Here is a 25,518-nt window from a genome sequence, read left to right as displayed (position 1 = left end):
AGTTGTCGCTTAATTTCTAAGACGAGACGCCATGAACGCCCCGCGCTACGCCGAGATCGGCGTCACCACCAATTTCTCGTTCCTCGAAGGCGGCTCGCACCCGCAGGACTACGTGCATCAGGCGAGTCGTCTCGGCCTCGATGCGATCGGCATCGCCGACCGCAACACGCTGGCCGGCGTGGTTCGCGCCTACAGCGAGCTCGACAACGAGGAGCTCGCTTACAAACCAAAGCTGCTGATCGGTGCAAGGCTGTGTTTTGTCGACGGCACGCCCGACGTGCTGGCCTATCCGACCGACCGCGCCGCCTACGGCCGGCTGTGCCGGCTGCTCAGCGCCGGCAAGCTGCGCGCCGGGAAGGGCGAGTGCCATCTGACGTTTGCGGATCTGGAGGCATTTGTGTCGAGCAATGCTGCTCGACCCTTTCCTTCGTCATGGCCGGGCTTGACCCGGCCATCCACGTCTTTGCAGCCGCGCGTCTTGCAAGACGTGGATGCGCGGGACAAGCCCGGGCATGACGGGGGAAAACGCGAAATCGGCCGCTCGCAGATCCTGTTCGTCCTGATGCCGCCCTATCGCTTTCAGGCGAAGGCGATTACAGCCGCGTTGGAGCGGCTGACGGCGCTGAACAGCGGCAATGTCTGGCTCGCCCTGGCGCCGTATTATCGCGGCGACGACAAGCGCCGGCTGGCGCGGTTGCGGCGGATCGCGGCGGCGGCGGACGTGCCCGGCATCGCCACCAACGACGTGCTGTATCACCACCCGTCGCGGCGCGCGCTGCAGGACGTGCTGACCTGCGTGCGCGACAAGACCACCATCGACAAGGCGGGGCGACGCCTGGAAGGCAACGCCGAGCGGCATCTCAAGCCCGCCGCCGAGATGGCGCGGCTGTTCCGCGCCGACCTCGACGCGGTCGCCGAGACGCTGCGCTTTGCGGATCGCATCTCGTTCACGCTGGACGAATTGAAATATCACTACCCCGACGAGCCGGTGCCGCCCGGCAAGACCGCGCAGCAGCATCTCGAAGATCTCACCCGAGAGGGCATCGCAACCTATTTCCCGAACGGCATCAGCGACAGATTGCGCGCCACCATCGCCAAGGAATTGACCCTCATCGCCAAGCGCGACTACGCGCATTACTTCCTCACCGTGCACGACATCGTCCGCTATGCGCGGTCGCAGAACATCCTGTGCCAGGGGCGCGGCTCGGCGGCGAATTCGGCCGTCTGCTACGTGCTCGGCATCACCTGCGTCGATCCGACCGAGATCGACCTGTTGTTCGAGCGCTTCGTCTCGGAGGAACGCGACGAGCCGCCGGACATCGACGTCGATTTCGAACATTCGCGCCGCGAAGAGGTGATGCAGTACATCTATCGCCGCTACGGCCGGCATCGCGCCGCGATCGTCTCCACCGTGATTCACTATCGGCCGCGCTCGGCGATCCGCGACGTCGGCAAGGCGCTGGGGCTCTCCGAAGACGTCACCGCGGCGCTCGCCGACACGGTGTGGGGAAGCTGGGGCAAGGGCCTGAGCGAGATGCAGGTGCGGCAGGCCGGGCTCGATCCGACCAATCCGATGATCGGGCGCGCGGTCGAGCTCGCCACCGAGCTGATCGGCTTTCCGCGGCATCTGTCGCAGCATGTCGGCGGCTACGTGCTGACGCAGGACCGGCTCGACAGCTACGTGCCGATCGGCAACGCCGCGATGGCGGACCGCACCTTCATCGAATGGGACAAGGACGACATCGACGCGGTGAAGATGATGAAGGTCGACGTGCTGGCGCTCGGGATGCTGACCTGCATCCGCAAGGGTTTCGACCTGATCGCGCAGCACAAGGGCGTGCGCTTCCAGCTCTCCGACATCAAGTCGGAGGACGACAACAACGTCTACCAGATGCTCCAGCGCGGCGAGTCGATCGGGGTGTTCCAGGTCGAGAGCCGGGCGCAGATGAACATGCTGCCGCGGCTGAAGCCGCGCTGCTTCTACGATCTCGTCATCGAGGTCGCGATCGTGCGGCCGGGGCCGATCCAGGGCGACATGGTGCATCCTTATTTGAGACGGCGGAACGGCCAGGAGCCGGTGGTGTATCCGTCGCCGTCCGGCGAGGCCGGCGACAAGAACGAACTGCAGCAGATCCTCGGCAAGACGCTCGGCGTGCCGCTGTTCCAGGAGCAGGCGATGCGCATCGCCATCGAGGCGGCGCATTTCACGCCGGACGAGGCCAATCAGCTCCGCCGCGCGATGGCGACGTTCCGCAATGTCGGCACCATCGGCAAGTTCGAGAGCAAGATGATCGGCAATCTGATGGCGCGCGGCTACGACGCCACCTTCGCCAAGAACTGCTTCGAACAGATCAAGGGCTTCGGCTCCTACGGCTTTCCCGAAAGCCATGCCGCCAGCTTCGCCAAGCTGGTCTATGTCTCGGCGTGGATGAAATGCGAGCACCCCGACGCGTTCTGCTGCGCGCTGCTCAACTCACAGCCGATGGGTTTCTACGCGCCGGCGCAGATCGTCGGCGATGCACGGGCCAACAAGGTCGAGGTGCGGCCGGTCGACGTGTCGTTCAGCGACGGGCAATGCACGCTGGAGGAGCGCTGCGGCGCGTATCACGCGGTGCGGCTCGGCTTCCGCCAGATCGACGGCTTCCGCTGGGCCGATCCGGACGAAGAGCGCGTGCGGCTGGAAGCCGGCCTGCCGCCGAGCGACGACTGGGCGGCCCGCATCGTCGCGGCGCGGGCGAGGGGGCCGTTCGGCTCGCTCGAACAGTTCGCGCGGATCACGGCGCTGCCGAAGCGCGCGCTGATCCTGCTGGCGGACGCCGATGCCTTCCGCTCGCTCGGGCTCGATCGCCGCGCCGCGCTGTGGGCGGTGCGGCGGCTGCCCGACGACGTGCCGCTGCCGTTGTTCGAAGCCGCGAGCGCGCGCGAACAGCAGGACGAACAGGCCGCGCCGCTGCCGCAGATGCCGATGGCCGAGCATGTCGTCGCGGATTATCAGACGGTGCGGCTGTCGCTGAAGGGCCATCCGTTGGAATTCCTGCGGGCGGTGTTCGCGACGGAGCGGGTGGTGACGTGTCGCGAGGTCTCGGAGACGCGGCGCAATGGCCGGCGCGTGCGCTGCGCCGGCGTGGTGCTGGTGCGGCAGCGGCCGGGTTCGGCCAGCGGCGTGATCTTCATGACCATCGAGGACGAGACCGGCATCGCCAACATCGTGGTGTGGCCATCGGTGATGGAGAAATTTCGCAAGGAAGTGATGGGCGCCCGGCTGATCCTGGTCGAAGGCAAGATCCAGGCGAGCCCGGAAGGTGTAGTGCATCTGGTGGCGGAGCGGTTGGTCGATCGCTCGTCCGAGATGGGCCGCCTGTCCGAGGGCCTCGCTCGTCCGCCGCTGCCGACCGGGGCCGACCTGTATGAACCGCTGACGTATGAACCGCTCAACGGCGACCGCCGCGACAATCCCGACGCGCCCGCCCAGCGCCTGCGCCACCCCCGCGACGTCCGCATCCTGCCGCCGTCGCGGGATTTTCATTGAGGACTCGCAACGCAACGGCCGTCATCCTGAGGTGCGAGCGCAGCGAGCCCCGAAGGATGCTGACGACCACCAAGCGGCCCATCCTTCGAGGCCGCCGCTGCGCGGCGGCGCCTCAGGATGACGCTGCGAGATGGGAGCTATGTGTCGCTTGGCTGTCCTTCGTCATTGCCGGGCTCGACCCGGCAATCCATCATTCCGAAGACGATGGATACGCGGGTCAAGCCCGCGTATGACGCTGACAGTGTGGTGAGCGGTCGTCTCAGCGTCGCCCTCAACAAGCCGGAAGAAATCACACGATGCCATCTCCCCGCGATCTGCTCGCTGACCTGTGGACCTCCGTCGGCGGCGATGCTGCCGCGCTCGACGCCGTCACGCTCACCGGCGACGAGCCGCAATTGCCGTCGTCGTTCCGGGTCGATGCGGCGGCGCAAGTGTCGATCGCCGCGAGCGGGCTCGCTGCGGCAGAGATCTGGCGGATGCGCAGCGGGCAGACACAGCGCGTCAGCGTCGACATGCGCCATGCCGCGATCGAGTGCCGCTCCGAGCGCTATCTGCGCCGCGACGGCGAACCGCCGCCGCCGATGTGGGATCCGATCGCCGGCGTGTATCAGGTGAGGGGTGGCCGCTATGTCCGGTTGCACACCAACTTTCCGCATCATCGCGACGCGGTCTGCAACGTCTTGCCGTGCGACGCGACGCGCGAGGCGGTGCAGGCGGCGCTGCTGCAATGGGACGGCGAAACGTTCGAGACCGCGGCCTACGACGCCGGCGGCGTGGTGGCGCTGATGCGGTCGCGCGATGAATGGCAGGCGCTGCCTCAGGCGTCGGCGCTGGATGCGCTGCCGCTGGTCGAGATCAGCAAGATCGGCGAGGCGGCGCCGAAGCCGTGGCCGGCTGGTGAGCGGCCGCTCGCGGGACTGCGCGTGCTCGATCTGTCGCGCGTCATCGCCGGACCCGTCGCCGGCCGGACGCTGGCGGCGCACGGCGCCGACGTGATGCTGGTATCAAGTCCCAGGCTGCCGTCGATCCCGTGGCTGGTGATCGACACCGGCCGCGGCAAGCTGTCGAGCTACGCCGACCTGACGACGCCACAGGGGCACGCGGCGTTGCGCGAACTGCTGAGCGAGGCCGACATCTTCTCACAGGGCTATCGCCCGCAATCTTTGGCTGCGCTCGGCTTCTCGCCGGAGGAGGCCGCCGCCATCAATCCGGGTATCGTCTATGTGTCGCTCTCCGCCTATGGCCGCAACGGGCCGTGGGCGACGCGGCGCGGGTTCGATTCGCTGGTGCAATGCGCCACCGGATTCAACCATGCCGAAGCGCAGGCGGCCGGGGTCGAGGGGCCGAAGGAATTGCCGATGCAGATCCTCGACCATGCCACCGGCTATCTGATGGCGTTCGGCGCGATGATCGCCAGGGCGCGGCAGGCGCGCGAAGGCGGCAGCTGGCACGTCCAACTGTCGCTCGCCCGCACCGGCAAATGGCTGTGGGAGATGGGGCGATTGGCGCAAGGCCTCGCCACGCCGGACATCACGCCCGATCTGGCGGCTTCGTATATCGAGGATCTGCCGTCCGGCTTCGGGCGACTCACGGCCGTGCGCCACGCCGCGATGCTGTCCGAGACGCCGGCGCATTGGGCGCGACCCGCGGTGCCGCTCGGCACCGATCCACCAGGCTGGCCCGCCCGGGGCTGACGGCGAGGCGGTGACCGGTCTGGGACATCTCGAGGGTTGCGCGGGAGTAATCGATCAACCGAACCCCGGCTGCTGCTCACTATTGACGGAGATTGTCGGCGGACAAAGCGAGCATTAATGCTGCGTTCAGATTCCGGTCTCTACGAAACGATATCAGGGCCGTCCGTCGCGAGCGGAATGCTGCGCCGCAGAAACTCATCCCGGCTGACGCCGGTCCGCCTTTGTGGTTAGCGTGTCATGGTTCGGCACTATCAGTCGCCCGGAGGCAATGCGGTGATCAAGCCCATGTGGAAACACGTTACGCGAAGGCTGCGACGTGTGACGCGGAAGCGGCTGGTGCTGACCGGCTGCCTGGTCGTCGGCGTCGCCGTGGCCGGCTCCATCGTCGCGGACCGCTACGCAGCCACCGAGGTCCATTCGGAGATCTCCAGCCAGTCGCGTCGCAGCGCCGATCGCTACACCCCGAGCGCGGCGGAATGGGCGAGCCTGACCATCGAGAAGGTGAGCGATTTCAGCTTCCGCGCCGAGCACGTCACCGAAGGCAAGATCGCCATCGACGAGGATCGCTCGACGCCTGTGTTCTCGCCTTATGCGGGTCGGGTGACGAAACTGCTGGCGCGCCCCGGCGATCATGTCGTGCAGGGTCAGCCGCTGTTCACGATCGAGGCGCCGGACACGGTGCAGGCGCAGAACGATTTCATCGTCGCCTCCACCGCGCTGAACAAGGCGAAGTCGCAGCTCGAACTGGCGCAGTTTCAGGACAAGCGTGCGCGCGATCTGTTCGACGGCAAGGCGGTGCCGCTGAAGGACTATCAGCAGGCCCAGGCGACGCTGACGAGCGCGCAGAACGACATGCAGTCGGCGACCACGGCGCTCGAAGCCGCGCGCAACCGTTTGCGGATCCTCGGATTGACCGAGAGCGCGATCACGGCGTTTCAGGACAAGGGCAGGATCAATCCGGAGACGACGATCTACGCGCCGATCGCCGGCACGGTGGTGCAGCGCAAGATCGGCCCCGGGCAATACGTCAATGCCGGCGCCAGCGATCCGGTGTTCGTGATCGGTGACCTGTCGACGGTGTGGCTCACCGCCTTCGTCCGCGAGTCCGAGGCTGCCGACGTCGAGGTCGGCCAGGACATCAGCTTCCAGGTGCTGGCACTGCCCGGCCGCACGCTGACCGGCCGCATCAACTACGTCGCCGCCGCGATCGACCCCGCCACGCGCCGGCTGATGGTTCGCGCCACCATGGACAATCCCGACGGCGCGCTGAAGCCGGAAATGTTCGCCAATGTCACGATCTACTCGGCGTCCGACCACCCCGCAGTCGGCGTGCCGCGCACGGCGCTGATCTACGAGGGCGACCAGGTCCGGGTCTGGGTCGCGCGCGACGACCGCTCGATCGAGCTGCGCACCATCAAGCCGGGGCTCACCGCGGGCAATCTGGTCGAAGTGATCGGCAATCTGCAGCCGGGCGAAAAGATCGTCACCAAGGGCGCCCTGTTCATCGATCGCGCGGCGACCGGTTGAGGTTCGCAGGCGCTGCCCGCGTGAAGATACGCCGCCGCCTTCCTTCTACTCCTTCCTTGCCCGTTCTCTCCGATTTCTCGCCTGCGACGTGATCTTCCGGTCCACCTGTCGCAGAGTTCATTTGAACGGCGCGGGACGATGAGCGAGAGGAAGTCCGCACGACCCGACGCGCCTCGCGTCCGCCTGCCTGCCTGAAAGGTCCGATCCGGATGGGTCGCCTCGTTGCCATTGCCGTCAACCGCCGCTTTCTGATGGTTGCGATGTTCCTGCTGGTGATCGCCGGCGGGGTGGTCGCCTTCAACCAGCTCAACATCGAAGCCTATCCCGATCCGACGCCGCCGATGGTCGATATCGTCACGCAAAGCGCCGGGCTGTCAGCCGAGGAGGTCGAGCGCTACATCACGATTCCGATCGAGACCCAGGTCGCCGGCATCAAGAACCTCAAGACGATCCGCACCATTTCGCTGTACGGCCTGTCCGACGTCAAACTGCAGTTCTCGTTCGACTACACCTACGACGAAGCGCTGCAGCAGGTGCTCAACCGGCTGTCGCAGCTGGCGCCGCTGCCGGGCAATGCGCAGCCGGGCATCTCGCCGCTCAGCCCGATCGGCGAGATCTTCCGCTATCGGCTGGTCGGCCCGCCCGGCTACAGCGTGCTCGATCTCAAGACGTTGCAGGACTGGGTGCTGCAGCGCCGCTTCCGTGCGGTGCCGGGGGTGATCGACGTCACCGGCTGGGGCGGCAAGACCAAGACCTATGAGGTCCAGGTCGATTTCAACAAGCTGGTCGCCAACGGCCTGACGTTGCCGCAGGTGCTGCAGGCGGTCTCCAATTCCAACATCAATGTCGGCGGCAACACCGTCGATATCGGCGCGCAGTCCGCGGTGGTGCGCGGCGTCGGGCTGATCCGCTCGATCGACGATCTCGGCAGCACCATGGTGGCGTCGAGCGGCGGCAATCCGGTGCTGATCCGGGATATCGCCAAAGTCAGCGTCGGCGAGAAGCCGCGGCTCGGCATCGCCGGCATGAACCAGGACGACGACATCGTCCAGGGCATCGTGCTGATGCGGCGTGGCGAAAAGAGTTCGCCGACGATCGCGCGTGTCGAGCAGACGGTGAAGGCGATCAACGCCTCCGGCGTGCTGCCGCCGGGCGTGCGAATCGAGCGGATCTACGATCGCAAGGACCTGATCGACACCACCACCCACACGGTGCTGCACAACATGGTGGTCGGCATCCTGCTGATCGTGTTCCTGCAATGGGTGTTCCTCGGCGACCTGCGCAGCGCGCTGATCGTCGGCGCGACGATTCCGTTCGCGCTGTTCTTCGCGGTGATCATCCTGGTGCTGCGCGGCGAATCCGCCAATCTATTGTCCGTCGGCGCGATCGATTTCGGCCTGATCGTCGACGCCACCGTGATCATGGTCGAGGCGATCTTCAGGCGACTGTCGCACACCACCGCATTGTCGGCCGAAGAGCTCAGCCATATCTCGGCCGACACCGTCATGGGGATGAAGAGCCATGCCATCCTGTCGGCGGCCGCCGACGTGTCGCGCTCGATCTTCTTCGCCGCCGCGATCATCATCGCGGCGTTCCTGCCGCTGTTCACGCTGTCGGGCGTCGAGGGCAACATCTTCAGCCCGATGGCGAAGACCTATGCCTACGCGTTGGCCGGCGGCCTGCTCGCCACCTTCACCGTGACGCCGGCGCTCTCCGCGATCATCCTGCCGGCGCATGTGAAGGAGACCGAGACCTTGCTGATGCGCTGGCTGCATCGCCTGTACACGCCGTTGCTGGGCTGGGCGGTCGCGAACCGGCGGCTGGTGATGGCCGGCGCGGTCGGGCTGGTGGTGATGACGGTGATCGCGACGCGCTTCCTCGGCCTCGAATTCCTGCCGAAGCTGGAGGAGGGCAATCTGTGGGTGCGCGCGACGCTGCCGCCGACGATCTCGCTGGCCGAGGGCAACGGCTACGTCAACCAGATGCGCAAGCTGATCGCGACCTTCCCCGAGGTCGAATCGGTGGTGTCGCAGCACGGAAGGCCCGACGACGGCACCGACGCCGCCGGCCTGTTCAACGCCGAGTTCTTCGCGCCGCTGAAGCCGGCGTCGCAATGGCCCGGGTCGAAGGACAAGGACGATCTCACCGCGCGGATGCTGAAGCAGCTCCAGGAGAAATTCCCCGGCGTCGAGTTCAATTTCTCGCAGTATCTGCAGGATAACGTCTCGGAAGCGGTGTCCGGCGTGAAGGGCGAAAACTCGATCAAGCTGTACGGCAACGATCTGCAGGCGTTGACCGACACCGCCAACAAGATCAAGTCGGTGCTGGCGACGGTGCAGGGCGTGCAGGATCTCGCGGTGTTCACCTCGCTCGGCCAGCCGACCATCCAGATCGATGTCGACCGCGCCCGCGCCGCGCGCTATGGGCTGACGCCCGGCGACATCAACGCCACCATCCGCATCGCGATCGGCGGCGACAGCGCCGGGGATCTGTACGAACCGGGCAGCGACCGGCATTTCCCGATCATTGTTCGTCTGGCGCCGGAATATCGCAAGAGCGCCGAGGCGATCCACAATCTGCGGATCGGCGTGCAGGGCCCGAACGGCATCACGCAGATCCCATTGACCGAAGTCGCTTCGATCCAGCTCGTGTCCGGCGCCGCCTACATCTATCGCGAAAATCAGGAGCGCTATCTGCCGATCAAGTTCTCGGTGCGCGAGCGCGATCTCGGCAGCGCCATCAAGGAGGCGCAGGACAAGGTTGCGGAACAGGTCCAGTTGCCGCCGGGTTCGCGTGCCGAATGGGTCGGCGAATTCGGTAATCTGCAGGACGCGATCAAGCGGCTGTCGATCGTGGTGCCGATCAGCCTGGTTCTGATCGGCGTGCTGCTGTTCTTCAATTTCGGCTCCTTCACCGACACGCTGCTGGCGATGAGCGTGATTCCGATGGCGATCTTCGGCGGCGTGCTCGGGCTGCTGGTGACCGGCATCCCGTTCAGCGTGTCGGCTGCAATCGGCTTCATCGCACTGTTCGGCATCGCGGTGATGGACGGCATCATCATCCTGTCGCAATACAATCAGCTCATCGATCAGGGCCTCGACCGGGTCCGAGCCATCCTCCGCACCGGCGAGTTGCAATTGCGGCCGGTGCTGATGACCTGCGTGGTGGCGGGCGTCGGGTTGTTGCCAGCCGCGGTGTCGAGCGGCATCGGCTCGCAGGTGCAGAAGCCGTTGGCGATCGTGGTGGTCACCGGGATGATGCTCGCGCCGGGGGTGATTCTGGTCACGCTGCCGGTGCTGATCTCCTATTTCTCGCGCCGCCGCCTGGGATGATTACTTAGGCGGCCTCGTCGTCGTGTGACGAGCCGCAATTCGTCGGTCCTCAGACGAGCAATAAAATCAGCTGGATCTGCAATGTTGCAATGCGATGACACGGCGATCGCCGCGTGTCGCGTCATTTGAACGCATCCACCGATTGACTTGCGTCAAGCTGCGAGCGTGCACGGCGTGGCACCATGCAACCATGGCTAGATTGCTGGTTTACCGATGTCCGCAAAACGGTCTGATGACTCAGACCTGGCTCGCCGATGAAGCGGCGGGCAGGGATCGGCTGACCTATGAGCCGGTCTTTTGCCTCGCCTGCTCGCAGCAGCATTTCATCTGCGTCGAAACCGGCCGGGCGCTCGGTGATCGCGTCGAGGCCGTGACCGCGACCCATAGCCCGACGTTCCCGCCGGGGCAGGCCAAGGCGAGGGGCGCCGGCAGCCTGCGCGAGGCGACCGATGCATTCGGCGCACGCCCGGTGGCCGCGCCGGCTCGAGGTCACGCCAAGGCGCTCTGAAAAGGCGCTCTGAAAAGGCGCTGAAAGGCCCATCGAGAAAACGCGCCGGCGCACCGACCTGATCGACCCGGCAAGGCCGCCACACGCGCGTTAGGCACCGGGGTGATGTCGGCGGTTGCGGGCGCGTCCGGCGGATCGCGGCCGGCGTCACTGACCCGACGGCGTGCGCAGGCCGTGCCAGGCGTCGCGGACCTGATGGTAGTGAACATCCGGCAGATAGTCCGGCGTATTGAGCTTCAGCGTCTTGACGTCGAGACGGCCGATGGCGCTGAGCAGCGTGTAGGACGCGATCACCCGATCGCGCTGCGCGCCGATCAGGCGCGCGCGGGCGAGCGTGAGGTCCTGCTGCGAATTCAGCACGTCGACCGTGGTGCGCTGGCCGCCTTGCGCTTCGCGGCCGACGCCTTTCAGCGCGATCTCGGCGGCGCGCACTTCGGCTTCCGACGCGCTGACGGCGATCTTGGCGCCCTCATTGCTGACCCACGCGCCGACCGCCGCGGTGCGCGACTGATTGCGGATCTGATCGAGCACCAGACGGCTCTGCGCCGCGATCTCCTTGGACTGCCGGGTCTCCGCGGCGGCGAGTCCGCCGTCGTAGATCGGCGCGGAGACCTGGCCGAGGATCGAAGCCTGGTCGGTGCCTTTGGTGCCGAGCGTCGAATCGGTGTCCCGGCTGCGACTGGCGTTGCCTTGCAGCGTCACGCTCGGCAGCAGGCTGCCTTCGGCGACCTTGATCGTCGTGGTGGCGACGTCGACGTCGTAGCTCGCCGCCAGCACTGCGGGATTGCCTTGCAGCGCCAGCGCGATCGCTTCCTCACGGCTGCGAGGCAGCAGCCGGTCGACCGGCGCGGCTGGGCTGAGCCGCGACGGCGGATTGCCGATCACCTGCGCGTAGGTGGCCTCGCTGACGGCGAGGTTCACTTCGGCGGCGTTGAGATCGGCGCGGCCGCGGCTGAGCCGCGCTTCGGCCTGCGCGGTGTCGGTCGGCGTCACATCGCCGGCGTTCAATCGCTTGTTGGTGATGTCCAGCGTCTGGCTGAGAAAATCGACGTTGGTCTTCTGGGCCGCAACCAAGGCCTGGTTGGCGAGCACGTTGGTGTAGGCGGTGACCGCGTCGAGCAACACGCCCTGTCCGACATTGCGCAACGCTTCGCGGCCGGACTTCACCTGAAATTCGGCGACGCGCACACTGTTGGCTGTCCTGAAACCGTTGAACAGGTTCTGCGTGACGGTCACGCCGATCGTCCACGGCTTCAGCGTTGCGGTCTGGATGGTGTTGTCGGGCAGCAGGTTCCGCACCGCCTGCATACCGACGCCGAGACTTGCGATGATCTGCGGCCGATAACCCGACAGGGCGGCCGGCACATTCTCGTCGGTCGCGCGCTGCCGGGCGCGCTCGGCATTCAATTGCGGATTGGTCTGATAGGCTTTCGCGAGCGCTTCGGGGAGTCCCTCGGCGGATACCGGAAAGGTCAGCGCAAGGCTGATCGCGGCGGCGCAAACGCCCGCAAGCGAACGACGTGCCGTCGTACCGGCGCTGCTAATCAATCCTGACGACCAAGCCATTTGTTCCGCAACAACCCTTCGACATCCGCCCCCGCTGACATCACCGCAGTTTTAGAACGCGCTGCAGTGTGACGCAAATCATCGAGGCGCGCGGACGGCGGTTGTCGCCGCGACTGTGGTCATGGAGCAACGCTGCGACGATCAGGCGCGTGGCATGATGCGGCGTCAAATCGCCCCGGCCCTTGCCTGTCAGCCGGCTGTCAGCGGTTCTTGTTGTTCGGTTTGCGCTTTTCGATGAAGGCCGCCATGCCCTCGGAGCGATCTTCGAGTGCGAAGCTGGAGCGGAACAAATCGCGCTCGACCGCGAGACCTTCGGCCAGTGTGGTTTCCAGCGCACGGTTCACCGCGCTTTTCGCCATCGCGGCCGCAGGATACGACATCGACGCGATCTTCTCGGCGGCGGCGAGCGCCTCTTCCATCAGCTTGTCGGCGGGCACGATCCTGCTGACCAGGCCGGCGCGTTCGGCTTCCTGCGCATCCATCATCCGTCCGGTGAGGCACAGATCCATCGCCTTCGACTTGCCGATGGCGCGCGTCAGGCGCTGCGTCCCGCCAATGCCCGGGATTGTTCCGAGGGTGATTTCCGGCTGGCCGAACTTCGCAGTGTCGGCCGCGATGATGATGTCGCACATCATCGCCAATTCGCAGCCGCCGCCGAGCGCGTAGCCGGCGACCGCGGCGATGGTCGGCTTGCGGCAGCGCGCCAGACGGTCGCCGCCGATCGAGGTGAAGTCCTCGTTGAACATGTCGATGAAGCCCTTCGGCTGCATCTCCTTGATATCGGCGCCGGCGGCGAACGCCTTGTCACTGCCGGTGATCAGGATGCATCCGATCGCGTCGTCGGCTTCGAGATCATCGACCGCCGCGCCGATCTCGCCGAACACACCGAACGACAGCGCGTTCAACAGCTTCGGACGGTTGAGCTTGATGATGCCGACGGCGTTCTGGCGTTCGACGATGATGAATTCAAAAGTGCTCATGATGCATTCCCGCTCGAGGGCCGGTCGCGGCCGCGGGCAATCTGCCCGCTGGCGGCTCCGGCTTCAAGGGGAGGCGGGTCAGGCCATGAACATCCGCGCGGCCGAGGCGAGCGTCAAAAGCCCGCCCACGGCGATGAAGATCTTGCCGATCACGGACGCCTTGTCCCAGGCGCCGTCGTTGCTGGTCGCGGACGACATCTGGGCCGCGCCGACGGTGGTCTGATCCGAGCTGGCCGCGGCCGGGCCCGGCGCCGGGGTCGTTGCCGCCATCACAGCCGGCGGCGGGGCTTCCGTCGCGGCGCGGTCGAGCTCGTTGACCTCGTCGGGCGGAACCACCTGCGCGTCCGCCGAGCCATCGGACGCGGCCGGCGTCGCGCCTGCGACCGGCAGCACCTGGGCATTGGCATTGGCGACCGAAGGCGGCAGCGCGGCCGACGGTGTCTCGGGCCCGGCTGCGACGCCGCTCTTGGGCGCGCCGTCCGGCGTCGTCTCGGTCGACGCGGCGGCGCTGTCGCGTTCGCTCTCGGCTGGGGTCTTTTCGGCCGTGGGCTTGGCCGCCTTGGCCGGAGCCGCCTTCTTCTTCTTCACCTGTCGGGTGGAAGGGCGCGCGGCCTTTTTCTTGTTTGCGACCGCCGACGTGGACTGCTGCGTCGCGTTGTCCTGCGAGGCGGCCGGCGCGGCGGCGGCCGGCACGAGCTGCAGCGGTCCCCAAAGACACGCACACAAGCCTGCTGCGATGATCAATCCCGAGCGCCCGTTGGCCTTGCTTTTCATGGCAATATCCCCAGTTGCCAGCCCCGAGCGGCAGATTGACCCTGCGGCAATGGCGCCACCGGGGCCAAACCATGGGAAATCGGCGCGGACCCGCGGCAATAATTTGGCAATACTTGTGGCAGGCGTCTCGATGGCATCACGGCCGACAAGGATGGTAAGGAGTTCCGCGGCGCCGCCCGAACGGGTGCGCTGGTCCTGATCACGACGCCGTGAACATCGCTTTCGACCGTAACAAATTGAGTTTGGAGCCGAATTGCTTCTGAGGAGCGCGTGTGCGCGGACGTGACGACGAATGGACCGACCTGATGCTGTCGGCCAATGCCGGCGATAGCGTCGCGTATCAGCGGCTGCTGAAGGCCGTGACGCCGGTACTGCGGGCCGGCGCCCGCCGGGGCCTGGCGCGGGCAGGGCAGCCGATCGACCAATCCGAGGACATCGTGCAGGAAATTCTGTTGGCGGTGCATCTGAAGCGACACACTTGGGATCCGGAGGCGCCGTTTGCGCCCTGGCTGTTCGCGATCGCACGCAACAAGCTGATCGACGCGTTGCGCCGCCGCGGCCGGCGGGTGTTCGTCAATATCGACGATTTCGCCGAGACGATCCCGAGCGAAGCGGCGCCGGAGACGCTGCCGTCCGGCGAGATCGCGCGGCACCTCGAGGCTCTGCCGCAGCGCCAGCGCGAGGTGCTGCAATCGATCGCGGTCGACAGCGCCTCGATCAAGGACACCGCTAACAGGCTGTCGATGAGCGAGGGCGCGGTGCGCGTCGCGCTGCATCGTGGTCTGGCTGCGCTCGCGGCCAAAATGAGATCGGTCTGACGATGGATACGGATCACTTCATCAAAACCCTGGCCGCCGACGTCCCGCAGCGCGGGAGGCCGGTCGGACAGGTGTTGGCCGCGGCGCTGCTGGTGGCGCTGCCGGTGTCGGCCGCGATGTTGCTGTCGACGCTCGGGCTACGCCCGGATATCGCGACCGCGATCGGCAATCCGTTCTTCGACCTGAAATTCGTGGTGACGCTGGCGCTGGTGCTGTCCGCGATCACGGTCGCGCTGCATCTGTCGCGGCCGGAGGCAACGGCACGACGCTGGAATTTGTTGCTGCTGGCGCCACTCGCGATCCTCGGTCTTGCGATCGGCGGCGAGGCGATGCTGCCGCACCGCACGTCGATGATGACGCGGCTGGTCGGCCACAATGCGATGCAGTGCCTGACCGCGATTCCCGTCGTGTCGCTGCCGTTGCTGATCGCGGCACTGATCGGCCTGCGCCGCGGCGCACCCTCCAATCCGACGCTGGCCGGTGCGCTGGCCGGCATGATCGCGGCCGGGCTCGCCGCGACCTTGTACGCGGCGCATTGCGTCGACGATTCGCCGCTGTTCGTGGCGACCTGGTACACGCTGGCGACTGTGATCGTCGCCGCGATCGGCGCTGCGGCTGGTCGCCGGGTGCTGCGGTACTGAGGTAAATCAGTCACACTGCGGAAGTTTCTAATTGCGAGTGAGTGTGACTCGCTTTTCGGCTGTGCTAGCAAAACAGCCGGGGAGCTTCTGTTGGGCAAAATTGCAAAAATGCGGGCAATTGGGTTGGTGGCCATCTGGGCCGCCGCCTACGCGCTCGTGCTCAACGTCGTCCTCGCCAGCACCTTGATCGCAGCGCAATCGCCGCTCCAATTGCTGGCCGGCGATCAGTTCTGCCTCGCGACCGCCGACCACCAGGCGGCGCCGGTCGAGCCCGGCAAAGCGAAACCCGGGGCGATCCATTGCCCGCTGTGCATCGGCCAGCACGTCGCTGCCGCGCCGCCGCCGGTGGCGCCGTCGATCGCGATCCGGTTGGCATTCGGCGTCGCCTATGACCCGCCGCGCGTCACGCCGTTCGTTGCGCTGACGCAGAGCCGCGATCACCAGCCGCGTGGACCTCCGGCCCTGAGCTGACGACCTGCGCCTGTCGGCGCGCCTTGTTCTCGTCATCTCGGTTTCCGGAGTCTATCCATGTCGTCCGCTCGTCCGCGGTCGCGCAGCCTCGTGCTGCTGCAGGCCACTGCGCTCGTTTCCACTTGTCTTGTTTCGCTGCCGGCGATGGCACAGAGCCCTCGCGACGGCACTTTGCCGCCGGTGACGGTGCAGGCGCCGGATCAGGCCCGCCCGGCCGTGCCGCGCGCGCAGCGCAGCCCGTCGCGGGCGACGCGAGCGGTGCGCGCCACCAGCCCGGCGCCGTTGCCGGCCGCCGCACCGGTCGACAGCGCGCAGGCGGCGAGAGGCCCGGCGTTGACCGTGCTCACGGTGCAGCAGGCCTTGAACGACATTCAGCAGACGCCCGGCGGCGTCGCGCTGGTGCCCGCCAACGCCTATCGCAACTCGACGGTGTCCAACACCATCAAGGACATTCTCGACTACGTGCCGGGCGTATTCGCGCAGCCGAAATGGGGCGACGACACCAGGCTGTCGATCCGCGGCTCGGGGCTGTCGCGCAACTTCCATCTGCGCGGCGTGCAGCTCTACATGGACGGCATTCCGATCAACACCGCGGACGGCTATGGTGATTTTCAGGAGATCGACCCCACCGCGTACAAATACGTCGCGGTCTACAAGGGCGCCAACGCGCTGCAGTTCGGCGCCAATTCGCTCGGCGGCGCGATCAATTTCGTCACCGCGACCGGCCGCGATCCGTTCCCGAACGGCGTGAGCGTCGACGCCGGTGCGTTCGGCTATCGCCGGCTGCAGGCCAATGCCGGTGGCGTCAACGGCCCGTGGGACGGCTATGTCACCGCCTCGACGCAGGCGGCTGAAGGTTTCCGCAACCACAGCGACGGCGAGGCCCACCGGCTCAGCGCCAATATCGGCTACCAGATCACGCCGGACATCGAGACCCGGTTCTATCTCAACGCCAATCACGTCCGGCAGCGGATCCCCGGCAGCGTCACCAAGACCTCGGCGCTGACCTCGCCGGAAACAGCCGCAGCCAACAACGTCGCGCTCGACCAGCAGCGCAACATCGACACGGTGCGGCTCGCCAACAAGACCACGATCCGGTTCGACAACACGGTGGTCGATTTCGGCGCCTTCGGCGTCGATCGCCACCTGATGCATCCGATCTTCCAGTGGCTGGACTATCGCTATCAGGACTATGGCGGCTTCGCCAAAGTCACCGACGATCGCTTCATCGGCGGCTATCGCAACCGTCTGGTCGCCGGCGTCAACCTGCTCAACGGTCGGATCGACAACAAGCAATACGTCAACCTCGCCGGGCAGAAGGGTGCGCTGGCGTTCTCGTCGATCGACAAATCCACCAACACGTCGTTCTACGTCGAGGACTCGTTCTATTTCCTGCGCAACGTTGCGCTGGTCGCCGGCACGCAGTTCCTGCACGCCACCCGTGACCGGGTCGTCCGATTCACGTCGAACAACGATCCGTCGGGGACGACGGAGTTCAACTTATGGAGTCCCAAGGCTGGGTTGTTGTGGGACATCGATCCGACCTGGCAGGCGTTCGGGAACATCTCGCGGAGCGCCGAAGTGCCGAGCTTCGGCGAGAGCTCTGCAGCGCAGTCGATTCCCTTCACCAGCATCCGGCCGCAGCGTGCGACGACTTACGAGATCGGCACCCGTGGCCGTCGGCCCGATCTGGTCTGGGAGCTGACCGGCTATCGCGCCGAGATCAAGGACGAGCTGCTCTGCATCTACAGTTCGTTAGGCAATTGCAACGTGACCAACGCCGATCGCAGCGTGCATCAGGGCATCGAGGCCGGGCTCGGCGTCGCGCTGTTCAAGAACCTGTTCGAGCGAGGACACGCGCCCGACCGGCTGTGGCTGAACATGGCCTACACGCTGAACGACTTCCGCTTCGACAACGATGCGACCTTCGGCAACAATCTGCTGCCCGGCGCGCCGCGGCACTATCTGCGCGCCGAATTGCTCTACAAGAATCCGAACGGGTTCTATGCCGGCCCGAACGTGGAGTGGGTGCCGCAGGCCTATTTCGTCGACAGCGCCAACACGCTGAAGACCGAGCCCTATGCGCTGCTCGGCCTCAAGGCGGGGATCGACAATGGCGGGCCGTACTCGATCTATATCGAGGGCCGCAACCTCACCAACAAGGCCTACATCGCCTCCGCCAGCATCATCGACAAGGCCACCGCGACCTCGCCTCTGTTCGAACCGGGCACCGGACGCGCGGTCTATGCCGGCTTCAAGGTGCGCTGGTGATGCACGTCAGGATGCGGCGGCGATCAGCTCCGCCGGCGGCGCGATGAGGTGACGAGTCGTCGGCCGCTCAGGCGGCCGGCGCCTTGGTTGCGGCGCTGGATTGCTGCATGCGGTGAAAGCGGAGCACCTGCTGCGCGGTCGCGATGCGCAACCGCTCGTAGGTGAAGCGACATTCGTCGAGATCGGTGGACATCGTGCCGGTCGCCTCGTCGCGCATCCTGATGATCGCCTTGACCGTCGGCCACGACAATTTGCAGACCTTGGCGAGGATCAGCAGACCCTCGTCGCGGGATTCGATCATCATCGCCTCGGCGGTCTCGACCGAGGTGCCGGCGAGGCATGCGAGCGCCTGATTGATCTCGTCGAATTTGCGTTCGTTTGCGAAGGTGTTGACCTGCTCTTCGGTGATGCGGCCGTCTTCGTACAGCGACCGGACCAGACCATGGGCGATGCTGGTCTGGCGGCTGATCGCCGCCGGCGCCGAGCGCGCCAGACGCGACGCCTGCTTCACCGCGGTCGCGACCTCGGAGGCCGCGTTCGGGTTCGCGGCCTTGAGTTTCGCCCGCACCGAGGCCGATGCGATCGCGATCAGCTTGAGATATTGCGCGCGAGGGATCGCCCGCCGGCCCAGCTCGGTGGCGAGGTCGTCATCCAGTTCGGCGCGCTTGACCAGTACCGAATAGCCATTGTCCGAGAATTCCGCGCCGGGATTCTTGACGGTGCTCTGCACCACCTGCTGATTGCCGAGCTCGACCAGGACGTCGGTCACCGCGCCGCTGAGCGATCTGCGGGTCGAGATCGCCATCATGTGGCTCTGCCCTTTGCTTCGGGCATTGGCGATCAGCATGGCGTCGTCGAGCTGATCGGACTGCGACAGCACCGGCGCCGCGATCTCGATCAGGTCCTCGAAGGCGAGATGATGAATGATCCGCGGCGGGGCATTGACGGGCGCCAGGCGCTCGGCCAGCAGCACCTTGGCATGGGTCTCGATACTATCCACCAGACAGTTGAAGACGTCGTCGAACACCGCGATCTGATCGTCGCTGTAGTCCACGCCGCTGTCGAGATACAGGTCGGTGACGCGGCGCAAGGTCTCGACGCGTCGCGCCACTGTGCCATGCGCCAGCGTGGATTGCAGCTCGTCGAGGAGGGTGGCGGCGGAAAGGGCCGATTTCGGGCTCATACTCTGTCCTGGAGTCACGTTTTGAACCTGAGTTCCTCAGGTCGTGGCGATTCTGTTGCGTCCCTTTTCCTTGGCCGCATAGAGCGCACTGTCGGCGCGGGCCAGCACGGATTCGGCAGTCTCGTCCGGAGACATCGTCGTGACACCGGCGGAGAGCGTCACCCGCATCCCGGGCGAGAACGCCGTCCAGTCCAGCTCCCCGACGATTTCCCGCAGCCGGTCCAGCAGGGCGTGGGCGTCTTCGCGCGACGTGTTCGGCAGCAGCAGCAGGAATTCCTCGCCGCCGTAGCGGCCGAACCGGTCGAAGCTGCGGATGTTGGCGAAGATGGTGATCGCGAAGGTGCGCAGGACCTCGTCGCCGGTGGGGTGGCCGAAGCTGTCGTTGATCCGCTTGAACCAGTCGAGGTCGATCAAGGCGAGCGACAGCGGCGTCGCGCTGCGTTCGGCCCGGGCGATCTCGTCGTCGAGCATCCGCATGATACAGCGGCGATTGAACGCGCCGGTGAGTTCGTCGAGCTCCGCGAGCTCCTCGATCCGCCGGTAGGCCTCGCGCAACTGGAGACCGCGTTTGTAGAGCGACACCCGCATCGCGCTGGAATACATCCCGATGAACATGCAGCGGCCGAGGGTCAGCACCAGCGCCAGCATCGTCACGGTGCGCTCGAGCAGAGTGTCGTGCGGAATCGCGATCGGCGTGTCCGTGAAGACCAACAGCACCACCAACGCGGCAGCCATCGTCGCCCAGCAGATCAAGCTCTGACTTGTGCTGGCGCGCAGCGACGCGAAATTGAAGATGATGAACAGCGAGCACAGGAACAGGAATGCGATCTGCGGCACCCAGATGCAAAATCCCATCACCAGCGCGACATTGAGCGCGACGGTCGGCAGAACCAGATAGTGGTCCTTGAAACGATCGTAAAAACCCGATTCCGACAGCGCAATGCTTCCGACGATGATGCCGAAGCCGCAGGCGATGTAGGTCGGAACGACGATCTCGGGGATCGTGCCGGTGAAGCTGTAGATCAGCAGGAGCAGGGCGTCGGTCAGATAGCTCGCTGCGACCAGATCGAACATCTGCCGGCGTTGCTTCATTCTCCGCGCACGGACAGCAAGCGTCCGAGCCCGTGTGGCCCCGTCCACCGTGCCCGCTGGCATGCCCGAAATGACGGCAGCTGATCCCATCGCCCGCTTCAACGCCTTTGAGTTGAGGGAACTTACGAGCAAAGCCTTTAGGTTTCGTATCTGCGGGGAACCCGCCGCTCGCTCCGATTAAGTATATGACGTAAAGGTATTATTCAGTGAAAGGTATCCGGCGATGGCTCGCGGCCCGACGGGCCCTTCAATAGGCCGCGCAATTCGGTCGAGGGCTTGATAAGACGGTTCCGTCAAGCTTCGGACGTCCGAGTCGGGCCCAAGCACGCCGGTTCGGCGGGGGGCGGCGAGGGGAATGCGTGCCTTACACTTCTGTGCTCGACCTCACAGAAGTGGCGTGGCACCTAGCTACGGTGATAAATTTGCCTTTGACTGTCGAACCTTCCGCGGGTTTCAGCCGACCTATTGTGCGAGACGGCCAGTGAGTAACAAGCAGGCGACTGCGGACGAGGTGTTGATCGCCCGGATTGCTCAAGGCGACCGTTCTGCGATGCAGGTCCTCTATGGCAGGCATCAGGTGCGGGTGTTTCGCTTCGGGCTGAGGCTGGTGCGGAACGAACAGATCGCGGAGGACCTTATCAGTGAGGTCTTTCTTGATGTCTGGCGCCAGGCGGGGAAGTTCGAGGGGCGATCATCCGTTTCCACCTGGCTGTTGGCGATCACGCGGTTCAAGGCGCTCTCCGCGCTGCGACGCCGCAAGGATGCCGAACTGGACGACGAGGCTGCCGCCGCGATCGAGGATCCATCGGACGATCCGGAAGTGGCGGTCCAGAAAAAGGACACCAGCGATGTGTTGCGAAAGTGCCTCGAGGGGCTTTCGTCGGACCATCGGGAGATCGTCGATCTCGTCTACTACCATGAGAAATCGGTGGAAGAGGTCGCTCATATTGTGGGAATTCCGGAGAACACCGTGAAGACCCGACTGTTTTATGCGCGCAAGAAACTGGCCGATCTGCTGCAGGCAGCCGGCGTGCAGCGAGGCTGGCCATGATGGCGATGAGCAAATCGATGCTGGAGCATCAGGAGCCGGGCGACATCGAGGCGCTGCTGCCCTGGTATGCCGCGGGCACGCTGAATGCCCGCGACAGCGAGCGCGTGGCCGAAGCGCTGGAGCGAGATCCCGAACTCGCCAAGCAATACGCGGCGGTGCTCGAAGAATATACCGCGACCATCGAGCTGAACGAAAGCCTCGGCGCGCCGTCGTCGAAGGCGATCCAGAAACTGTTCGCGGCAATCGACGCCGAGCCGGCGCGTCCGGCCGGGGGCGCGTTGCCGCAGGCGCGGCAGGGGCTCGGCGCGCGGTTCGCCGGCTTTTTTGTCGGTCTGTCGCCGAAGGCATTGGCTTGGTCGGCCTCCGTCGCCAGCGTCGCGCTGGTGCTGCAGGCCGGGTTGATCGGCGCGATGCTGGTGTGGACCCCGGCCGGCGTGTTCGAGACCGCCTCCTACCAGCCGCAGGCGGATATGGCTCCGGCCCCGCGCGCCGAAATGGCGCGGCCGGCCGCGCCTGCTGCGCCGCCTGCCGCGCCTGCGCAGCGCGCCGCGCCGCTGACGCGAAGCCTCGGCGCCGACAGCGGCTCCCTCCGCGTGTTCGTTCGCTTTACGCCGGACGCCCGCGTGTCCGAAATCACGGCGCTGCTCGATGCGTATCAAGCCGCGGTGGTCGACAGCAGCAAGGGTGGCGTGTTTCGGCTGCGCGTCGGCGCCGACGCCATGTCGAAGCAGGAGCAGGACAGGCTGATCTCGCGCCTGCAGAACGAAGCGATCGTCGCGATGGTGTTGCCCGCGCCATAGCAGGTCCGAGCCGGAGGCTGCGATGAGCGATCGAGCATGGCAAAGGCCGGTATGGATTGCGGCGGTGGCGGCGGCGACGCTGGTGATGACGGCGGGGGTCGCATTTTCCCAATCGCTGGCGCCTCCACCTCTGACCAACCTTCCGCCAGTCACCACGGCGCCGACCATCACGCCGTCGGTCGGCCCGACCATTCCCGCGCTACGCCCGCCAGGGCCGGACGTGCTGCCGTCGGTCGAGCGTGAGTATCGGCGGCTGCGCGATGCGCCGCTGCCGCCCTCGCGCTGCAACTATCTCGACAATGGCCGAACCTGCGCCAAGCTGTGGGTGATCGGCGATTGGCGGTCCGTGACCAAGCACAAGCGCGGCAAGGCAAAGGCCGATCGCGTCCGCCGGGCTCCGCCGCAAATCGTCGCCGCGCGCGGGCAGCGCCCGGCGGTCGCCGCTCGCGACCATGTTCCCGGCGAAGTGCTGATCGAATTCGACGGCGGTCTGTCCGAGCAGCAACTCCGTGCGCTGGCGCGACGGCACCGGCTCACGCGCGTCAGCGTTGACACCGTCGCACTGGTCGGGACCCGCATCGGACTGTTTCGGATCAACGATCGCCGCTCGCCGCAAACGGTCGCACGCGCACTCGCCGCTGACGGTCGGATACGCGCCGCGCAGGCCAATTTCGTCTACACGCTGCAGAGCGATGCCAAGCCCGCTGCCGCCGACAATTCGATGCTGTATCCGCACGGCCGGCTGCGGCTGGCCGAGGCGCATGCGCTGGCGCGCGGACGCGGCATTGTCGTTGCGGTGATCGATTCCGGCGTCGACATCGCCCATCCGGAACTCGTCGGTGCGCTCGCCGGTTCGTTCGACCCGCTCGGCAGCAAGGAGAAGCCGCATCAGCACGGCACCGGCGTCGCCGGGGCGATCGTCGCGCGCGCCAAACTCACCGGTGGCGCACCGGAGGCGAAAATACTGGCGATCCGGGCGTTCGGCGAGGGCAAGACCGGAAGCCAGAGCAGCACGTCTTATCTGATCCTCAAAAGCCTCGATATCGCCCTCGGTCATGGCGCCCGAATCGTCAATATGAGCTTTGCCGGATCGCAGGACCCGCTGATTGCGCGCGGCGTCGCGGCTGCTGCAGCGCGGGGGATCGTGATGATTGCCGCCGCCGGCAATGCCGGGCCGAAGTCCCCGCCATTGTATCCTGCGGCGCTGCCGGGCGTGATCGCGGTCAGCGCGACGAGTCCGGGCGACACGTTGTTTGCGGCATCGAACCGTGGCCCGCAAATCGCCGTGGCAGCTCCCGGCGTCGACGTCCTGCTGCCGGCGCCCGACGGCAAATACGAGGTGATGACGGGGACGTCGTTCTCTGCAGCATTCGTCAGCGGTATCGCCGCGCTGATGATCGAGCGCAATCCCACGCTCGTGCCCGATCAGGTGCGGGCCGTTCTGAGCCAGACCGCCCGCGATCTTGGAGCGCCGGGCCGTGACGATCTGTTCGGGGCCGGCGAAGCCGATGCATTTGCTGCCCTGTCGCGGGTGGACAGCCTGGCGGCCCCGCTGGTTGCGGCGCCCGCGACCGCGCCGCAGCCCTCTGTCGCGACAGCGCAACCTGCGACGCCCGGCGCTGCGTTGGCAGCGCCCGCCGGGGCAGAGCAGGAGGTCGGCCCGGCGCCGGCCGCCGCGATCCCGGCCCGCTGATCGGCGCCGATCAGGTTCGAAAAAAATCTGCGACGGCTTTGAACGTTCGGCCTGGTCTCGATGACGAATAGGTGTGGGAGCGGAAAGCCCCTCCCCAAAGAGGCTGTATTCGGCGCGAGCGCCCATCCACCCCAGCGCCAATACGGCTTGACCCGCCCGGCTGTCCCCCCGGGCGGGTCATCTCGTTTGAGCCCCATGCGCCCGATCCACCGTCCGCAGCCGCAGGAAGGCCCATGGGCCCCCATTGGCGCTGCAGCGGACGGCCGCGACCGAGTCACCGCGATCTCATTTTAGACTTCGTGTCATTACGGGGGCACCGCCGCGGCTGGACATGGTAAATTTTTGTTAACAAACTGACTCTTATGCTTGCGCTGATTCGTAGTTGCGTCGCGTCCGTTTCCCCCCATCCGACGGATTGATCATGGAAGTCAACGACGCAGCAGCGCGTGGCCGCGCGATCATTGAGCGCTGGTGTGTGCTCGCCGAGCAGCGGCTGGAATACCTCACGGAAATGTTCGAAAGCGGTCGCTGGCGGCGTTTCTTCAGCGAGACCGCGTTTCTCGAGAATATTCAGGAAGCCAAAGCCGCAGTCGAGACCTGGCGCGATTTGCTGTATCGCGAAGCCACGATCGACAACCAGCCGATCGACCTGTCCTGGCTGGGCCACAACAAGAATCTGCCGCCGCGGCAGATCTTCTACCTCAGCGACGAAACGGCGGCCGATTCGGCCCGGACGCTTCAATTCGCACCGACGTCCGTCGTCCCGGCTCTCGAACAGGCATCGGTCGCGGCCGATTACGAACTGGCGGGCCTGCCGCGGTTGAGCATCGTGCCGTCCTTCGAGTCAGACGACATCCTCGAGGCGGACATCTTCGAACCGGTCGAGCGCGACGAGCGCCCTGCCTGGCAGCATGCGCTCGATCTGGGCCAGCTCGCTCAGCGCTATCCGCTGCTGCGCAAGGCTGGTTAGTCCCGCCGGCTCGTTCGACAGGACATCCAGCACCTATCGTTTGCAGCGCTCGGGCGCCTCGGGAAACCCTGGTGGTCAAGGGACCAGATCGTCGACACGGTCGGGAGACGCGCGGGCGATCCGCGCGCCGAGCAGGCCGCCGCTGGCAAACCCGGACTTTCTCTCGAGCGCTTGATCGATTCACCATGAGGTTGTGCCGTGGCGAGCGTCCCAGAACGCCAGTGCTGATTCCATCGAACACAGAACCGCTCTAGACCTTCGGTGAAAGGGAAATTCCCCGGGCGGAGTCGAGCAACAACCGGCACGGCCAATCAACGAAAGGCGCCGCTTGCAATACACGCAATGGAAACGGTGCTTTCTCTTGCTGATTTGATCCGGATCAACCTTCGGCCGGAGGGTTTGTCTCAAAGCGCAGCTAACTGATCGTTGCATTTGAGCGGCTGTGCAATTTTCCTCTTTATACTTTTCAAATGATTTCGGCGCACTCCTCGCTGCGGGACGTCGTCGTCCGTTTCAAAACAATCACGCCAGGGGGTCCGCCGCTACAACTGCGTTGCGTCGCGTTGCCGCGGATCCAAGACTGATGTGGCCCCGAATAGGTTGCAGCCGAGCTGCCGA

Annotated in this window: 18 protein-coding genes; 13 read left to right on the top strand and 5 right to left on the bottom strand. The window is 65.9% G+C overall.

What is annotated here, in order from left to right; translation table 11 throughout:
* The first annotated feature begins 31 nt into the window (after nt 1–31).
* The 5 genes from RPB_RS17980 to RPB_RS17960 all read left to right on the top strand — a co-directional run bounded on the left by RPB_RS17980 (nt 32) and on the right by RPB_RS17960 (nt 10,590).
* On the top strand, nt 32–3,529 hold the full coding sequence (locus RPB_RS17980; protein WP_011442442.1) for an error-prone DNA polymerase: 3,498 nt from the start codon (nt 32–34) through the stop codon (nt 3,527–3,529).
* A gap of 296 nt (nt 3,530–3,825) precedes the next feature.
* Nucleotides 3,826–5,223: a CoA transferase gene (locus tag RPB_RS17975; RefSeq protein ID WP_011442441.1), complete on the top strand. Its 1,398-nt coding sequence runs from the start codon at nt 3,826–3,828 to the stop codon at nt 5,221–5,223.
* Between the two features lie 285 nt (nt 5,224–5,508).
* Complete coding sequence (locus RPB_RS17970) at nt 5,509–6,750, top strand: efflux RND transporter periplasmic adaptor subunit (RefSeq protein WP_011442440.1); 1,242 nt, start codon at nt 5,509–5,511, stop codon at nt 6,748–6,750.
* Nucleotides 6,751–6,959: 209 nt separating this feature from the next.
* Nucleotides 6,960–10,082, top strand: a complete 3,123-nt coding sequence (locus RPB_RS17965) for an efflux RND transporter permease subunit (RefSeq protein ID WP_011442439.1) — start codon at nt 6,960–6,962, stop codon at nt 10,080–10,082.
* Between the two features lie 232 nt (nt 10,083–10,314).
* A complete protein-coding gene (locus tag RPB_RS17960; protein WP_245258252.1) occupies nt 10,315–10,590 on the top strand; it encodes a hypothetical protein in 276 nt (91 codons plus the stop codon).
* Nucleotides 10,591–10,737: 147 nt separating this feature from the next.
* Here the strand turns inward: RPB_RS17960 and RPB_RS17955 are convergent, their stop codons facing one another.
* The 3 genes from RPB_RS17955 to RPB_RS17945 form a co-directional block, all read right to left on the bottom strand.
* Nucleotides 10,738–12,156, bottom strand: coding sequence for a TolC family outer membrane protein (locus RPB_RS17955; protein WP_011442437.1), 1,419 nt, complete (start codon nt 12,154–12,156; stop codon nt 10,738–10,740).
* A gap of 200 nt (nt 12,157–12,356) precedes the next feature.
* Nucleotides 12,357–13,136 (bottom strand): enoyl-CoA hydratase, encoded by a 780-nt coding sequence (locus tag RPB_RS17950; RefSeq protein WP_011442436.1) that lies wholly within the window; start codon nt 13,134–13,136, stop codon nt 12,357–12,359.
* A 78-nt stretch (nt 13,137–13,214) separates the two neighbouring features.
* A complete protein-coding gene (locus tag RPB_RS17945; protein ID WP_245258251.1) occupies nt 13,215–13,829 on the bottom strand; it encodes a hypothetical protein in 615 nt (204 codons plus the stop codon).
* A 353-nt stretch (nt 13,830–14,182) separates the two neighbouring features.
* Here RPB_RS17945 and RPB_RS17940 point away from each other — a divergent pair, with 353 nt between their 5' ends.
* From RPB_RS17940 to RPB_RS17925, 4 genes are all read left to right on the top strand, one after another.
* Nucleotides 14,183–14,728, top strand: a complete 546-nt coding sequence (locus RPB_RS17940; RefSeq protein ID WP_011442434.1) for a sigma-70 family RNA polymerase sigma factor — start codon at nt 14,183–14,185, stop codon at nt 14,726–14,728.
* Between the two features lie 2 nt (nt 14,729–14,730).
* Entirely contained in the window at nt 14,731–15,369 is a 639-nt protein-coding gene (locus RPB_RS17935; protein WP_011442433.1) for an NrsF family protein, read from the top strand.
* Nucleotides 15,370–15,495: 126 nt separating this feature from the next.
* Nucleotides 15,496–15,840: a DUF2946 family protein gene (locus RPB_RS17930; RefSeq protein WP_157038860.1), complete on the top strand. Its 345-nt coding sequence runs from the start codon at nt 15,496–15,498 to the stop codon at nt 15,838–15,840.
* 57 nt (nt 15,841–15,897) lie between these two features.
* Nucleotides 15,898–18,111 (top strand): TonB-dependent receptor family protein, encoded by a 2,214-nt coding sequence (locus tag RPB_RS17925; protein WP_011442431.1) that lies wholly within the window; start codon nt 15,898–15,900, stop codon nt 18,109–18,111.
* Between the two features lie 67 nt (nt 18,112–18,178).
* Here the strand turns inward: RPB_RS17925 and RPB_RS17920 are convergent, their stop codons facing one another.
* Nucleotides 18,179–19,294 carry a DUF2336 domain-containing protein gene (locus RPB_RS17920; RefSeq protein WP_011442430.1) on the bottom strand — a complete coding sequence of 372 codons (1,116 nt, stop codon included), beginning with the start codon at nt 19,292–19,294 and terminating at the stop codon, nt 18,179–18,181.
* 36 nt (nt 19,295–19,330) lie between these two features.
* On the bottom strand, nt 19,331–20,476 hold the full coding sequence (locus RPB_RS17915) for a GGDEF domain-containing protein (RefSeq protein ID WP_011442429.1): 1,146 nt from the start codon (nt 20,474–20,476) through the stop codon (nt 19,331–19,333).
* 391 nt (nt 20,477–20,867) lie between these two features.
* Here RPB_RS17915 and RPB_RS17910 point away from each other — a divergent pair, with 391 nt between their 5' ends.
* The 4 genes from RPB_RS17910 to RPB_RS17895 all read left to right on the top strand — a co-directional run bounded on the left by RPB_RS17910 (nt 20,868) and on the right by RPB_RS17895 (nt 24,900).
* On the top strand, nt 20,868–21,437 hold the full coding sequence (locus tag RPB_RS17910) for a sigma-70 family RNA polymerase sigma factor (RefSeq protein ID WP_011442428.1): 570 nt from the start codon (nt 20,868–20,870) through the stop codon (nt 21,435–21,437).
* Entirely contained in the window at nt 21,434–22,237 is an 804-nt protein-coding gene (locus RPB_RS17905) for a hypothetical protein (protein ID WP_011442427.1), read from the top strand. Before RPB_RS17910 ends, RPB_RS17905 begins: the two co-directional genes overlap by 4 nt.
* A gap of 22 nt (nt 22,238–22,259) precedes the next feature.
* Nucleotides 22,260–23,930 (top strand): S8 family peptidase, encoded by a 1,671-nt coding sequence (locus tag RPB_RS17900; protein ID WP_011442426.1) that lies wholly within the window; start codon nt 22,260–22,262, stop codon nt 23,928–23,930.
* Between the two features lie 421 nt (nt 23,931–24,351).
* Nucleotides 24,352–24,900, top strand: coding sequence for a TIGR03809 family protein (locus RPB_RS17895; protein WP_011442425.1), 549 nt, complete (start codon nt 24,352–24,354; stop codon nt 24,898–24,900).
* The last annotated feature ends 618 nt before the right edge of the window (nt 24,901–25,518 follow it).

Source organism: Rhodopseudomonas palustris HaA2, assembly GCF_000013365.1.
In the GTDB taxonomy this organism is placed as follows: domain Bacteria; phylum Pseudomonadota; class Alphaproteobacteria; order Rhizobiales; family Xanthobacteraceae; genus Rhodopseudomonas; species Rhodopseudomonas palustris_J.
Note: the sequence above shows the minus strand (reverse complement) of the source record. Positions and strands in the feature narration are given on the sequence as shown.